This is a genomic window from Streptomyces sp. NPDC029216 (assembly GCF_040648015.1).
Taxonomy (GTDB): Bacteria; Actinomycetota; Actinomycetes; order Streptomycetales; family Streptomycetaceae; genus Streptomyces.
On sequence record NZ_JBEZWL010000187.1, the window covers coordinates 1 to 13,333 of the forward strand.

Sequence of the window (13,333 nt, forward strand, 5' to 3'; positions counted from 1 at the left end):
GGCCGGGGCGCCGCCGGGCGCCGGGGCCGCGGCGGCCCCGGCGCTGTCGTCGGGGCCCCACAGGTAGCCGGAGGAGCCGACCGGGCCGGTGGTGCCGTCCTTGACCAGCGGATCGCGCCACCACGACGGGCTGCTCGGCGCGGGCGGCGCCTGGGTCTCCGGCGGCGCCGGCCGGTGCGCGCCGGGGGTCTCCGCCTCGGGGGTGGCGGCGGCCTGCCGGTGGCGCTGGGACCAGTACGCGGCCCCGCCGAGGGCCAGCATGACCAGGACGGAGAAGCCGCCCATCACCCCGTTGTCGAGCATCGTCAGGAACAGGGCGCAGCCCACCAGGGCGCTGAACACCGCCGCCAGGGTGGCGCCTTCGACGCGGCCGGTCAGCAGCTTGCGGCCCTCGCTGTCCTCCTCGCCCTCCAGGGGCAGCAGCAGCCACGCGAAGCCGTAGAAGACCAGGCCGACGCCGCCGGTGACGGCGAGCACGCCGAGCACGATGCGGAACACCACCGGGTCCAGGTCGAAATACCGGCCCAGGCCGCCGCAGACGCCCGCGAGGACCTTGTCGCGCTTGCTGCGGCGCAGGGACGGCCGCTCGGCCGGGGCGGGTGCCCCGGGATCTTCCGGCGGGGCGCCGTGTACGTCGGTCATGGGTTCCATGGTGACGGCCCGCCCGGCCGTGCGGCACCGGGCCCTACCCTGGCGCAACCCTGATATCCCCCCGACCGAACTGGGGGGATGCCCTGATGCCGCTGCGTGCCGCGCCGTGTGACCCTTGGTGACATGCCCGCAGCAGCCGCCGCCCGTACCCCGCACGCACCCGACACCGACGACACCCCGCAGCGCAGGCTCTACCGCAGCGCCGACGGACGGATGCTCGGCGGAGTCGCGCGCGGCCTCGCCGGGCACCTCGGGCTGCCGGTGATCTGGATCCGGCTCGCCTTCCTCGGCATGTTCATGTGGGGCGACGGGCTGGGGGTGCTGCTCTACGCCGCCTTCTGGGTCTTCGTCCCGCTCGGCGTCGGCGGCAGCACCGGGCACCACTCCTTCTTCGAGACCCTCACCGACGGCACCCGCCGCCTGCGCAAGCCCGACAAGGGGGCGGTCTCCGGACTGATCGCGCTGGCCGTCGGCGCGGGCATCTTCTTCTCCCAGCTCCGCGTCGGCGGCGAGAACGGCCGCTACATCTGGCCCACCCTGCTCGTCGGGGCCGGCGTGGTCCTCGTCTGGCGCCAGGCCGACAACGCCCGCCGCGCGAACTGGAACGCCGCCGGGGACCGGCAGAAGCGGCTGCTCCAGGTCGCCCGGGCGCTCGCCGGGGTGGTGCTGGTCGGTATGGGCCTGACCGTCTTCATCGTCGTACGGGGCTCCGCGGCCCAGCTCGGCAACCTCCTCACCGCCGTCCTCGCCGTCCTCGTCGGCATAGCCCTGCTCGCCGGGCCCTGGCTGATCCGGATGACCCAGGACCTCTCCGAGGAGCGCCTGATGCGCATCCGCGCCCAGGAGCGCGCCGAGGTCGCCGCCCACGTCCACGACTCCGTGCTGCACACCCTCACCCTGATCCAGCGCAACGCCGAGGACGTCGGCGAGGTCCGCCGCCTCGCCCGCGCCCAGGAGCGGGAGCTGCGCAACTGGCTGTACAAGCCCGAGGGCACCGGCAAGGACGAGGCCGAGGAGCCGGCCACCCTCGCCGAGGCCGTGAAGAAGGCCGCCGCCGAGGTCGAGGACCACCACGGCGTCCCGATCGAGGTGGTCGTCGTCGGCGACTGCCCGCTCGACGAGAAGCTGGGGGCGCAGATGCAGGCCGCGCGCGAGGCGATGGTCAACGCCGCCAAGTACGGTGGCGAGGGCGGGCCCGTCCAGGTGTACGCGGAGGTCGAGGGGCGCACGGTGTTCGTCTCCGTACGGGACCGGGGGCCGGGCTTCGACATCGACGCGGTACCGGGCGACCGCATGGGCGTACGAGAATCGATCATCGGACGGATGCAGCGCAACGGCGGCACCGCCCGGCTGCGGTCCGCGCCCGACGGCGGGACGGAAGTAGAACTGGAGATGGAGAGGGTGGCGAACGCGGGATGACCGAGGGCAGCGCTGTGAACGACGGAACCAGGCACGTCCGGGTGGTGCTCGTCGACGACCACCGCATGTTCCGCACGGGCGTGCAGGCCGAGATCGGGGAGACGGCCCGCACGGGGGTCGAGGTCGTCGGGGAGGCGGCCGACGTGGACCAGGCCGTCACCGTCATCACCGCCACCCGGCCCGAGGTCGTCCTCCTCGACGTGCACCTGCCCGGCGGCGGCGGGGTCGAGGTGCTGCGCCGCTGCGCCCCGCTGATGGCGGCGGCCGAGCACCCGGTGCGGTTCCTGGCGCTGTCGGTGTCGGACGCCGCCGAGGACGTCATCGGGGTCATCCGGGGCGGCGCGCGCGGCTACGTCACCAAGACCATCACCGGCACCGACCTGGTGGACTCCGTCTTCCGGGTCCAGGACGGGGACGCGGTCTTCTCGCCGCGGCTGGCCGGCTTCGTGCTGGACGCCTTCGCCTCGACGGACGCGCCGCCGGTGGACGAGGACCTGGACCGGCTGACCCAGCGCGAGCGCGAGGTGCTGCGGCTGATCGCGCGCGGGTACGCGTACAAGGAGATCGCCAAGCAGCTGTTCATCTCGGTGAAGACGGTCGAGTCGCACGTCTCGGCGGTGCTGAGGAAGCTCCAGCTGTCCAACCGGCACGAGCTGACCCGCTGGGCCACCGCCCGCCGACTGGTCTGACCGGTCTGACTGCTCTGACCTGCGGATGAACCAGGGGTGACACCCCGGGGCCGGGCCCCGGGGTGTGATCCACGCCGCAGTGGGGGAGGGCAACCGGAAGGCGCCGCGGCGACCTCTTGGGTGGCGTGATGAGCCTGACGGGGACCCCCCTCTTCGCGATGGTGATCGGCCTGACCGTGATCGCCGTCGTCCTGCCGCTGACCGTGTGGAGCAAGGTGCGCGGCCCCGCCGCCGTACGCGTGGCCACCCGCGGGCTGATGGTGGTGTTCGCGCAGGTCACCGCCGTCGCGCTGGTCTTCTGCGCGGTCAACCGGGACATGAACTTCTACGCCTCGTGGGGCGACCTCATGGGCACCGGCTCGTACGTCCAGGCCGCCCCCGACCTCGGCCCCGACGGCATGGGCGGCAAGAAGGCCGAGCAGGTGAAGCAGGAGCCGAAGGTCCGCCAGGACTTCCAGCCGGTCGAGGGCCTCGGCGGGCGCGTGAAGAAGACCGAGCTCGACGGGAAGGTCTCCGGGGTCAAGGGCGACGTCATGGTGTGGCTGCCGCCGCAGTACGACGACCCGGCCTACAAGGACAGGAAGTTCCCGGTCGTCGAGCTGATCCCGGGCATCCCCGGAACGGGCAAGTCCTGGTTCCAGGGGCTCAAGGCGCACGAGGTGCTGGAGCCCCTGATGAAGGAGGGCAAGGTCCAGCCGTTCATCCTGGTCTCCCCGCGCGCCATGCTCCTGGGCAACGCCGACACCGGCTGCGCCAACCTCCCCGGCAAGGTCAACGCCGACAGCTGGTTCAGCGTCGACGTCCGCAAGATGGTCACCGACAACTTCCGCGCCTCCGACGAGCCCCGCACCTGGGGCGTGGCCGGCTACTCGGCGGGCGCCTACTGCGCGGCCAAGCTGGCCATCCTGCACCCCGACCGCTACGGCGCGGCCGTCTCGCTGTCCGGCTACAACGACCCCGGACAGGAACCCACCTCGCTGGTCGCCAAGGACCCGGAGCTGCGCCGCACCCACAACCTGAAGGAGCTGCTCAAGGCCCAGCCCGCCCCGCCGGCCGTCGCGCTGTGGATGTCGGGGGCCGAGCAGGACGGCTACCAGTCCGGCATGGACCTCAAGGGGCTCGCCCAGAACCCGACCACGGTCCACGCGGAGAAGGTCACCGGCGGGCACAACCTGGAGTCCTGGTCCAAGCAGCTCCCGCAGACCTTCGGCTGGCTGACCCAGACGGTCAAGGCGCCGTAGCGGGACGACGGGACTACACCGGGCGGGACGCTCCCGCCCAGGGCATCGAGTCGACCGGGGCGAGGCGGACTGTGGAGCCGGGGCGCGGGGCGTGGATCATCTGGCCGCCTCCGACGTACAGGCCCACGTGCGTCACCCCGGAGTAGAAGAACACCAGGTCGCCGGGGGCCAGCTGGTCGCGGGAGATCCGCCGGCCGGCGTTGATCTGGGTGTAGGTGGTGCGCGGCAGCGAGACCCCGGCCGCGCGCCAGGCCGCCTGGGTCAGGCCCGAGCAGTCGTAGGAGCCGGGTCCGGTCGCGCCCCAGACGTACGGCTTGCCGATCGCCGTGTACGCGAACGCCACCGCGCGGGCGGCGCGCGAACCGTCGGCGGGGGCCGGGGCGGGGGAGCCGGGCTGTCCGGCGGGGGCCTTCGCCGTTCCGGGCCGGCCCGCGGGGGTGACCGTGCCGCCGCCGTGCTCGGCCTCGTACGCCGCCCGCTCCTCGGCGCTGAGCCGGGCCAGCAGGCGCTGTGCGCCGGTGAGCTTCTCCTCGACGACGGCCTTCTGCCGGGCGAGCTCGTCCCGCCGGGCGCGGACCTCCTTCAGGGTCCCGTCGGCCTGCGCGCGCAGCCGGCCGACCTCGTCGAGCCCGCGCCGTACGGAGGCCACCTCGGCGGAGGTGCGATCGCCGGCCCGGGTGAGGAGGGAGGCCCGCTCCAGGTACTCCTGCGGGTCGGAGGACAGCGCCAGCTGGAGGGCGGGGCCCAGGCCGCCGCTGCGGTACTGGCCCGCGGCGACCGCGGCCAGTGCGCTGCGGGCGGCGCCGAGCCGGTCCTCCCGGCGGGCGGCCTCGTCCTGCAGGCCGGTCAGCGCCCGCTCGGCCTCGTCGGCCTTGACCTTCGCCCCGTTGTAGTGCTCCGTCGCCGCCTCGGCCTCCCCGTAGAGCCGGTCGACCTCCGCCTTGACCTGTGCGGGGGCCTGCCGGGGCTCGGCGTGCGAGGTGCCTTCGAAGGCGGTGGCGGTGGCAGCGCCCGCGAGGGCGAGGGTGGCGGCGGTCCGGACGGTGCCGCCGGAGAGCGGGCGCTGCCTGGGCTTTCGATGACTGGCCACGCGGGCCTCACGTCCTTCCGTAGTCCCTCAGGTCTCGGGGGAGGACGCTAAACCTGAAGGTCACGGGCGGATGGCGAGTTGATCGGTACTGGCTGCGGCTGATCGCCGATGGCCGGGATCCGACCGGTCAGTGCCAGAGGACGGCGATAAAGATATTGGCCACGGTCAGTCCGCCGACCGCGCCGAAGAGGCCCTTCTCGACGTGTTCCTCGTCGCGCTTGACGTAGACGAGGGCCAGGATCACGAAGAGGACCGCCAGCTTCACGCCGATCTTGATGTTGTTCAGGGGGGCTCCGTCGCCCATCTCGTGGAAGCCGACCAGCAGCACGCCGGTGACGAGCATGGTCAGCGCGCCGTGCAGCATCGCGGGCACGAAGCGGGCGGTGCCGGCGCCCATCGCCTTCATCTGGGTCAGGAAGCCGCCCAGGAGGGAGGCTATGCCGATGATGTGCAGGCCGACGAAGGCGTGGGTGAGGACAGTCATGGCGCCGAGCCTACGGGGTGCCCCTTTCCGTCCCGACGGCGGATTTCCCCGGGGCGCGACCGGCTGTCGGTTCCGCCCCCTAGACTCGGAAGGCGATGAGCAGCCTCTTTGACGACAGCTTCCTGGCCGACCTCACCCCCTCCGACGAGGTCCCCCCGCCGCCCGAGGAGCACCACGCCCCCGAGGAGGGCGCGGACGACCTCTTCGGCGGCCGCTTCGACCTGCCCATGAGCAGGGACGCGTACTACCGTGACGGCGCCCCCCGGCCCGTCATCGACCCCGCGACCCTCCTGGACGGGCTGAACGAGCAGCAGGCCGCGGCCGTGGTGCACGCGGGCTCCCCGCTGCTGATCGTGGCCGGCGCCGGCTCCGGCAAGACCCGGGTGCTGACCCACCGCATCGGCCACCTGCTGTCCGCGCGGCACGTCCACCCCGGCCAGATCCTGGCGATCACCTTCACCAACAAGGCCGCCGCCGAGATGAAGGAGCGCGTCGAGAGCCTGGTCGGCCCGCGCGCGAACGCCATGTGGGTCTCCACCTTCCACAGCGCGTGCGTGCGCATCCTGCGCCGCGAGTCCAAGCGGCTCGGCTTCACCTCCTCGTTCTCGATCTACGACGCCGCCGACTCGAAGCGCCTGATGGCGCTCGTCTGCCGCGACCTGGACCTGGACCCGAAGAAGTTCCCGCCCAAGTCCTTCAACGCCAAGATCTCGAACCTCAAGAACGAGCTCATCGACGAGGACGCCTTCGCCGCCCAGGCCGCCGACGGCTTCGAGAAGACGCTCGCCCAGGCGTACGCGATGTACCAGGGCCGGCTGCGCGAGGCCAACGCCCTCGACTTCGACGACATCATCATGACCACGGTCCACCTCCTCCAGGCCTTCCCGGACGTGGCCGAGCACTACCGGCGCCGCTTCCGGCACGTCCTGGTCGACGAGTACCAGGACACCAACCACGCCCAGTACACGCTGGTGCGCGAGCTGGTCGGAGCCGGCTACCCGGACCTGCCGCCCGCCGAACTGTGCGTGGTGGGTGACGCCGACCAGTCGATCTACGCCTTCCGCGGCGCGACCATCCGCAACATCCTCCAGTTCGAGGAGGACTACAAGGACGCGAAGACGATCCTGCTGGAGCAGAACTACCGCTCCACGCAGACGATCCTGTCCGCCGCCAACGCCGTCATCGAGCGCAACGAGAACCGCCGCGCCAAGAACCTGTGGACCCAGGCCGGCACCGGCGCCGTCATCACCGGCTACGTCGCCGACACCGAGCACGACGAGGCCCAGTTCGTCGCCGACGAGATCGACCGGCTGACGGACGCGGGCGACGCCAAGGCCGGCGACGTCGCGATCTTCTACCGGACCAACGCCCAGTCCCGCGTGTTCGAGGAGATCTTCATCCGCGTCGGGCTCCCGTACAAGGTCGTCGGCGGCGTCCGCTTCTACGAGCGCAAGGAGGTCCGGGACGTCCTGGCCTACCTGCGCGTCCTGGCCAACCCCGAGGACAACGTCCCGCTGCGCCGCATCCTCAACGTGCCCAAGCGCGGCATCGGCGAGCGGGCCGAGGCGATGATCGACGCCCTCGCGATGCGCGAGAAGATCACCTTCCCGCAGGCGCTGCGCCGCGTGGACGAGGCCTTCGGCATGGCCGCGCGCTCCACCAACGCCGTCAAGCGGTTCAACACGCTGATGGAGGAGCTGCGCACGATCGTCGACTCCGGCGCCGGCCCGGCCGTGGTGCTGGAGGCGGTGCTGGAGCGTACGGGTTACCTCGCCGAACTCCAGGCCTCCACCGACCCGCAGGACGAGACCCGGATCGAGAACCTCCAGGAGCTCGCGGCCGTGGCCCTGGAGTTCGAGCAGGCCCGCGACGAGTCCAACCCGGGCACCCTGGCCGAGTTCCTGGAGCAGGTCGCGCTCGTCGCCGACTCCGACCAGATCCCCGACGAGGACACGGAAGGCACGGGCGTCATCACGCTGATGACCCTGCACACCGCCAAGGGCCTGGAGTTCCCGGTGGTCTTCCTGACCGGCATGGAGGACGGCGTCTTCCCGCACATGCGCGCGCTCGGCCAGACCAAGGAGCTGGAGGAGGAGCGCCGCCTCGCCTACGTCGGCATCACCCGCGCCCGCGAGCGGCTGTACCTGACCCGCTCCAGCATGCGCAGCGCCTGGGGCACCCCCTCCTACAACCCGCCCTCGCGGTTCCTGGAGGAGATCCCGGCCGAGTACCTCCAGTGGAAGCGGACGGGCGCCGCGCAGAAGCCGGCCGGGCCGATGCGCGGCTTCGGCTCCTCGTCCTCCGGTCCGGGGAAGACCTCGTTCGGGACCTCGCCCGAGGCGTTCCTGTCCTCCTCGCGTTCCAGGTCGGGCGGCGGCCCGTCCGGGTTCGCGACGCGACGCGCCACCGACAAGCCGGTCATCGCGCTGGCCGTCGGGGACCGGGTCACGCACGACCAGTTCGGGCTGGGCACGGTCATGGAGGTCCGGGGTGCCGGCGCGGACGCGCAGGCCACCATCGACTTCGGGGACGACAAGCCGAAGCGCCTGCTCCTGCGCTACGCGCCGGTGCAGAAGCTGTAAGGCCTGCTGTTACGTCGGGTCCAGGCCGTGGTTGCGCAGCCACGCCAGGGGGTCGACGGCGGAGCCGCCGCCGGGCCGTACCTCGAAGTGGAGGTGCGGGCCGGTGGAGTTGCCGGAGTTGCCGGAGTACGCGATGACCTCGCCGGCCTTGACCTGCCCGGACCGGATCTTGGTGCTGCTGAGGTGGCAGTACCAGGTCTCGGTGCCGTCGGGGGAGGTCAGGATGGCCATGTTGCCGTAGGCGCTGTTCCACTGGGTGCGCATGGTGCCGTCGGTGGCGGCCATGACCGGGGTGCCGTAGGAGACCGGGAAGTCGATGCCGGTGTGCACGGACATCCACATGCCGCCGGCCTGGCCGAACATGGCGCTCAGGCCGTGCTGGGCGACGGGGATCGCGAACTTGGGGCGGGCCGCCTCCTTGGCCGCCGCCTCCTCGGCCCGCTTCTTCTTCTCCGCTTCCTGGCGCTGCTTGAGGTCGATCCGCTCCTGGGTGCGGCTCGCACGGTCCGCGAAGTCGCCGGCGTCGGCGCTGAGGGCGGCCAGCTGGGTGTCGAGCTTGTTGTTCGCCGCGACCGGCTTCACCGAGGCCGGGTCGGGGGCGGCCATGGTGGTCGTCTCCTCGGCCGGCTTGTCGCCGCCGGTGAGACCGCCGACGGAGGCGGCCGCGATTCCCGCGACCCCCATCACGCAGGCGGAGGGCACGGCCACGGTCAGCAGGGCGGACCGCTTGGCCGGCGTACGGCGCCGGGCGCTGCCCGCCTTGTCCTTGCCGCCGCTCTTGCCATTGCCCTTGGCCCCGCCCCGGCCGCCGGCCCGGCGCGCGGCGCGCGGCTCGGGGGTGGCGGAGGTGAGGGGCATCGCCTGCGTGGGCAGGTCGTGCGGGGCGTCGATGAACTGCGGCTCGTCCGCGGTGTCGATGAACTGCGGCTCGTCGTCCTCGGCGGCGACGGCGAGGCCGACGGGCTCGAAGACGGAGGTCTCGTCGTCGGCGTACGCGTCGGCCTGGACCTGGACCTGGACCTGGTCCGGAGCGCCGGCGGTGTTCCAGGCGGTGGCGTCGTAGGCGCCGGTGTCCTGCCCGTGCCCGTAGCCGGTGAAGTCCCACTGGCCGGTCTGCTCGGAGCCGGTGGTGTCGTACCCGAACGAGGCCGACGGGTAGTCGGTGGCGGCGGCGGAGTGCGCGGAGTTCCAGGCGCTCGCGTCCCACGACCCGGTGGTGTCCTCGGGGACGGTCTGGGTGGGGACGCTCGCGAGGTAGGACTGCTGCGAGGTCCACGCGGAGGTGTCGTAGGCGCCGGTGTCGGCGGACGACGGGTACGAGCCGTACGCGTCGTAGGTCCCGTAACTGCCGGAAGAGGCGTAGTCCGTGACGTACTGATACCCCTGGCCCTGCGTTTCGTAGGAGAGGTATCCCTGGTCACCAGCGAAAGTGGTGGTGGAAAGGCCGTCGTTCCCCATTTCGGGGTACTGGCCCGACGTCGGGCGGTCGTTCACCAACTTCTCTTTCGCCTCGGCAGTGGGGGCCTGGGTGGCCGGGGAACTCAAGGTTCACCGGAGGAGAGCAGTGGCGTGACTGTACCCGGCGGTTACTCGCCTCGACAATCTTCGGCGGGTTTCGTCCTCGCGGGAACCGGGCATTCGGCCGCCTTTCGGTCGCTGAAAGACCGAGCCTTGGCCTTGAGTTCGAAATTCGTTCGACTGAGGGTCATCCGGTGTTGTAGGCGAACGCGAGGAGCAGCGCGAACGGCACCGGCACCAGCACGGCCGACCGCAGCCACGTCCCGCGGCGCGCCCTGGGCGGCAGGACGGCGTCGACGACGAACACCGCGCCGACCAGCAGGACGCCGGTCACGACGAGCAGGAACAGCGCCGCCCAGGCGTGATCGAGGGTGTGGTAGTCGCAGTTGCGCAGGTCCGGCTTGGCGAGGTCGGCCGTGCTGTGGCAGTCCATGGGCAGGTAGGAGGTCAGCACCCACCAGCCCAGGTAGAAGGGGATGACGGCGGGCACCCCGAGGGCCAGGTTCGCCAGCACCGGCGCCAGAACCCCGCGCCGTGCCCCCGTGCCCGCCCCGCTCTCCCCGCTCGCCCCGCCCATCCGTCTCGCCCCGCCCCGTCCCGTCCCGCGTGTCGGAATTCCCCGGGGGCTCAGACGACCATGCCCTCCCCCTCGGTTCCGGTGAGCCGGAGTTTCCTCAGGGGCCCCTCGGCGGTGTCGGCGTCACGCACCGGACCGTCGAGGCACCGCCGCACGGCGGTGATGACGGCGGGATGCACCGGAAGTGCGAGATGTCCGATTCCGGTGACCTCGACGTTCGTCGCGTCGAGGTCAGGGTGCTCGATCCTGGCCGTGCCGGTGGGCGTCATCAGGGCGTCGAACTCGCTCCAGAAGGCCACGCACCGGGTCCGGCAGCCGGGCGCGGGCGCCCGCAGCTCTTCCATCACCGGGGAGTCCGGGCGCATCTGGCGGACCAGCGGGTGGGCGTCCATGAAGGGGGCGACCCGGGTCCCGCCGTGCGGAGTGCCGAGGGTGACCAGCGTCCGCACGCGGGCGTCGCCGCCCAGGCGCTGGACGTAGTACCGCCCGACCAGTCCGCCGAGGCTGTGCCCCACGAGGTCGACCCGGTCCTGGCCGCTGCGCTCGCACAGTTCCTCGACGCGCCGGGCGAGGTGGCGGGCGGTGACGCGCAGGTCGAGGGTGAAGGGGGAGTAGTTGTACGTCTCCACGCGCCGCCGCCCGCCGGCGCCGAGGGCGCGCCGCAGCAGGACGAACACCGACCGGTTGTCGGTGAACCCGTGCAGCAGCAGCACGGGCGGCAGCTGTCCCCCGCTCTCGCCCTCCGTCCGCCGTATCCGCTCCTCCCGGACGCCACTCGGGTAGAGGAGCATGTGCCCGGCGAGCACCACGGCCTCAAGGGCCGCGGCCCGCAGGGCGGCCCCCGAGCGCGGGACGGGCAGCGGTGCGATCGTCAGCCCCATCGACGGCCTCCCCTGGACCTCTTGGGTACGGGGCCGTGCCGGCTGCCGACGTGGCCCCGCCACCGTGCCGTGCGGCTGTCGGCGCGGTGGCGGGGCGACTGGGCGAGGTGAATCAACGGCGTCCCACGTGTGATTTCCCCCTCCCGCTTGACCGTGAAACGGTGCGGTGCGCAATGCTGTACTTAACGTTCGTTCACTCGGGAGGCAGTGCGATGGGTGTGACCGGTCCGATCCGTGTGGTGGTGGCCAAGCCGGGTCTCGACGGCCACGACCGCGGGGCCAAGGTGATCGCGCGGGCGCTGCGGGACGCGGGCATGGAGGTCATCTACACGGGCCTGCACCAGACCCCCGAGCAGATCGTGGACACCGCCATCCAGGAGGACGCCGACGCCATCGGCCTCTCGATCCTCTCGGGCGCGCACAACACGCTGTTCGTCCGCGTCCTTGAGCTCCTGAAGGAGCGCGACGCGGAGGACATCAAGGTCTTCGGCGGCGGGATCATCCCGGAGGACGACATCGCCCCCCTGAAGGAGAAGGGCGTGGCCGAGATCTTCACCCCGGGCGCGACGACGACGGCGATCGTCGACTGGGTCAACGCCAACGTCCGCCAGGCCTGACCCCGGGGCTCCCGCTGCGCGGCTGGATTTCGCTGAGCGAATCCAGCCGCGGGCGACGGACCAGCCGCGCCAAAATCCAGCCCCGCCGGCGTTTGAGGCGCGGGGTCTGGGGCGGAGCTTCAGGGGACGGTGGAAGGGCGGGTAGGGGACCAGCCCCGCGCAGCGGCACCCCCGGCCCGGGCAGACACCCGTCGGCGGGGGCGGGCCTCAGCCGGGGCCCGTCATGACGCCGGCGCCAGCTCCGAGAGCATCGCCGCCCGCACCCGCAACGTCGCCCCCAGCCGCTGAAACGCCTCGGCCCAGTACGCGGTGGCCCCGGAGCCCCCCTCCGGGACGTCCTCCGCGGCGCCCGTCAGGGCCTCCAGCCGCCCGGCCTCCGCAGGATCGAGGCACCGCTCCGCCAGCCCCATCACCCCGCTGAAGCTCCACGGATAGCCCCCCGCGACCCGCGCCGCGTCCAGCGCGTCCACCACCGCCCGCCCCAGCGCCCCCGCCCACGGCACCCGGCAGACCCCGAGCAGCTGGAACGCCTCCGACAGCCCGTGCGCCCGCACGAACTCCGCGACCCACTCCGCCCGTTCCCCCTCCGGCAGGGTCTCCAGCAGCTTGGCCCGCTCCGCGAGCGATGCCGTGCCCGGCCCCGCCGCGGGCGGCGCGGACGCCGCGCCGAGCAGCGCCTTCGACCACTCCGCGTCACGCTGCCGCACCGCCGCCCGGCACCAGGCGGCGTGTATCTCCTCCGCCCAGCCCTCGGCCACCGGCAGCGTCACGATCTCCGCCGGACCGAGCCCCCCGAACCGCTCGCGCCAGCAGGACAGCGGCGCCGCCTCCACCAGCTGGCCGAGCCACCACGCCCGCTCGCCGCGCCCCGCGGGCGGCCGCTTGACCACCCCGTCGCGCAGCATCCCCGCGTCGCACTCCGCCGGCGGCTCCACCGCCTCCGGACCCACGCAGGCCAGGGCCCGCTCCGCCATCCGGCCGGCCAGCGCCGACTCCGGCAGCGCGGAGAGCAGTTCGGCGGCGGTCGCCCGGACGTTGCGGCTGCGGTCGCCCAGCGCCGCCTCCAGGAAGGGTTCGTCCGCCATCGACAGCCCCGTCCGCAGCGAGTCGAGGAACATCAGCCGGTCCTCGGCCCGCTCGGTGGCCCAGGTGGTGGCCAGCAGCCGGGTCGCGGCCGTCGCCTCGTGGGCCCGTACGGCGCCCAGCAGGGCGACCCGTTCCGCGAACAGTCCCTCCTCCCAGAGCCGGGCCACGGCCGCCCCGTCGGCGGGGTCGGGCAGTTCGCCCGCGCCGCCCGCCGTACCGCGCAGCGCGAACCGCCACTCGGGGTTCAGCCGGGCCAGCCACAGCCCCCGCGCCCCGGCCAGGGCCAGCGCCTGGGGGCGCAGGTCGGTGCGGGCGCGGGCCGCGTCCAGCAGGGCCGGGACCAGGGCCGACGGCGCCCGGTAGCCGTGCCGCCCGGCGGCCGCCAGCCACTGCGGGAGGAGTTCCGTCAGGTCCGGTCCGGCGCCCCGGCGCCCGGCGCCGCCCGCGCTCGTCCGGCCCGCGAGCAGTTGCGCGAGCCGCCGCCGGGCGGCCTCCGGC

At 72.9% G+C, this 13,333-nt stretch carries 12 protein-coding genes; 5 read left to right on the forward strand and 7 right to left on the reverse strand.

The annotated features are described in order from the left end of the window. Positions 1-642, reverse strand: a 642-nt coding sequence (locus tag AB0F18_RS35600) for a PspC domain-containing protein (RefSeq protein WP_362068489.1), incomplete at its 3' end; no start/stop codon positions are given. A 132-nt stretch (positions 643-774) separates the two neighbouring features. On the opposite strand from AB0F18_RS35600, the gene AB0F18_RS35605 reads away from it, so the two are divergent. The 3 genes from AB0F18_RS35605 to AB0F18_RS35615 all read left to right on the forward strand — a co-directional run bounded on the left by AB0F18_RS35605 (position 775) and on the right by AB0F18_RS35615 (position 4,000). Beyond that, positions 775-2,070 carry a PspC domain-containing protein gene (locus AB0F18_RS35605; protein WP_362068492.1) on the forward strand — a complete coding sequence of 432 codons (1,296 nt, stop codon included), beginning with the start codon at positions 775-777 and terminating at the stop codon, positions 2,068-2,070. Continuing rightward, positions 2,067-2,759, forward strand: a complete 693-nt coding sequence (locus tag AB0F18_RS35610) for a response regulator transcription factor (RefSeq protein WP_362068495.1) — start codon at positions 2,067-2,069, stop codon at positions 2,757-2,759. The genes AB0F18_RS35605 and AB0F18_RS35610 overlap by 4 nt, the downstream gene beginning before the upstream one ends. A 128-nt stretch (positions 2,760-2,887) precedes the next feature. Continuing rightward, positions 2,888-4,000, forward strand: coding sequence for an alpha/beta hydrolase-fold protein (locus tag AB0F18_RS35615; protein WP_362068498.1), 1,113 nt, complete (start codon positions 2,888-2,890; stop codon positions 3,998-4,000). A 13-nt stretch (positions 4,001-4,013) separates the two neighbouring features. Here the strand turns inward: AB0F18_RS35615 and AB0F18_RS35620 are convergent, their stop codons facing one another. Beyond that, complete coding sequence (locus AB0F18_RS35620) at positions 4,014-5,090, reverse strand: C40 family peptidase (protein WP_362068501.1); 1,077 nt, start codon at positions 5,088-5,090, stop codon at positions 4,014-4,016. Between the two features lie 127 nt (positions 5,091-5,217). After that, entirely contained in the window at positions 5,218-5,574 is a 357-nt protein-coding gene (locus tag AB0F18_RS35625; RefSeq protein WP_362068504.1) for a hypothetical protein, read from the reverse strand. 95 nt (positions 5,575-5,669) lie between these two features. Between AB0F18_RS35625 and pcrA the strand changes: the two genes are divergently transcribed. After that, positions 5,670-8,156 carry a DNA helicase PcrA gene (pcrA, locus tag AB0F18_RS35630; RefSeq protein ID WP_362068507.1) on the forward strand — a complete coding sequence of 829 codons (2,487 nt, stop codon included), beginning with the start codon at positions 5,670-5,672 and terminating at the stop codon, positions 8,154-8,156. 9 nt (positions 8,157-8,165) lie between these two features. On the opposite strand, the gene AB0F18_RS35635 is transcribed toward pcrA, so the two are convergent. The 3 genes from AB0F18_RS35635 to AB0F18_RS35645 form a co-directional block, all read right to left on the reverse strand. After that, positions 8,166-9,614 carry a M23 family metallopeptidase gene (locus tag AB0F18_RS35635; RefSeq protein ID WP_362068522.1) on the reverse strand — a complete coding sequence of 483 codons (1,449 nt, stop codon included), beginning with the start codon at positions 9,612-9,614 and terminating at the stop codon, positions 8,166-8,168. Positions 9,615-9,861: 247 nt separating this feature from the next. After that, the gene (locus AB0F18_RS35640) at positions 9,862-10,251 is read right to left on the reverse strand and encodes a hypothetical protein (protein ID WP_362068510.1); all 390 of its coding nucleotides are present in this window, start codon (positions 10,249-10,251) and stop codon (positions 9,862-9,864) included. A 50-nt stretch (positions 10,252-10,301) separates the two neighbouring features. After that, positions 10,302-11,132 (reverse strand): alpha/beta fold hydrolase, encoded by an 831-nt coding sequence (locus tag AB0F18_RS35645; protein ID WP_362068513.1) that lies wholly within the window; start codon positions 11,130-11,132, stop codon positions 10,302-10,304. Between the two features lie 212 nt (positions 11,133-11,344). Between AB0F18_RS35645 and AB0F18_RS35650 the strand changes: the two genes are divergently transcribed. Beyond that, positions 11,345-11,749: a cobalamin B12-binding domain-containing protein gene (locus AB0F18_RS35650; protein ID WP_362068516.1), complete on the forward strand. Its 405-nt coding sequence runs from the start codon at positions 11,345-11,347 to the stop codon at positions 11,747-11,749. A 221-nt stretch (positions 11,750-11,970) separates the two neighbouring features. On the opposite strand, the gene AB0F18_RS35655 is transcribed toward AB0F18_RS35650, so the two are convergent. After that, on the reverse strand, positions 11,971-13,333 hold a 1,363-nt coding region (locus tag AB0F18_RS35655; RefSeq protein ID WP_362068519.1), incomplete at its 5' end, for a DUF5691 domain-containing protein.

What these genes read in the sequence shown, in the direction of transcription:
- AB0F18_RS35605 (WP_362068492.1), top strand. Translation starts at nt 775, where the DNA reads ATGCCCGCAGCAGCCGCCGCCCGTACCCCGCACGCACCCGACACCGAC.
- AB0F18_RS35625 (WP_362068504.1), bottom strand. Translation starts at nt 5,574, where the DNA reads ATGACTGTCCTCACCCACGCCTTCGTCGGCCTGCACATCATCGGCATA.
- pcrA (WP_362068507.1), top strand. Translation starts at nt 5,670, where the DNA reads ATGAGCAGCCTCTTTGACGACAGCTTCCTGGCCGACCTCACCCCCTCC.
- AB0F18_RS35645 (WP_362068513.1), bottom strand. Translation starts at nt 11,132, where the DNA reads ATGGGGCTGACGATCGCACCGCTGCCCGTCCCGCGCTCGGGGGCCGCC.
- AB0F18_RS35640 (WP_362068510.1), bottom strand. Translation starts at nt 10,251, where the DNA reads ATGGGCGGGGCGAGCGGGGAGAGCGGGGCGGGCACGGGGGCACGGCGC.
- AB0F18_RS35635 (WP_362068522.1), bottom strand. Translation starts at nt 9,614, where the DNA reads ATGGGGAACGACGGCCTTTCCACCACCACTTTCGCTGGTGACCAGGGA.
- AB0F18_RS35615 (WP_362068498.1), top strand. Translation starts at nt 2,888, where the DNA reads ATGAGCCTGACGGGGACCCCCCTCTTCGCGATGGTGATCGGCCTGACC.
- AB0F18_RS35650 (WP_362068516.1), top strand. Translation starts at nt 11,345, where the DNA reads ATGGGTGTGACCGGTCCGATCCGTGTGGTGGTGGCCAAGCCGGGTCTC.
- AB0F18_RS35610 (WP_362068495.1), top strand. Translation starts at nt 2,067, where the DNA reads ATGACCGAGGGCAGCGCTGTGAACGACGGAACCAGGCACGTCCGGGTG.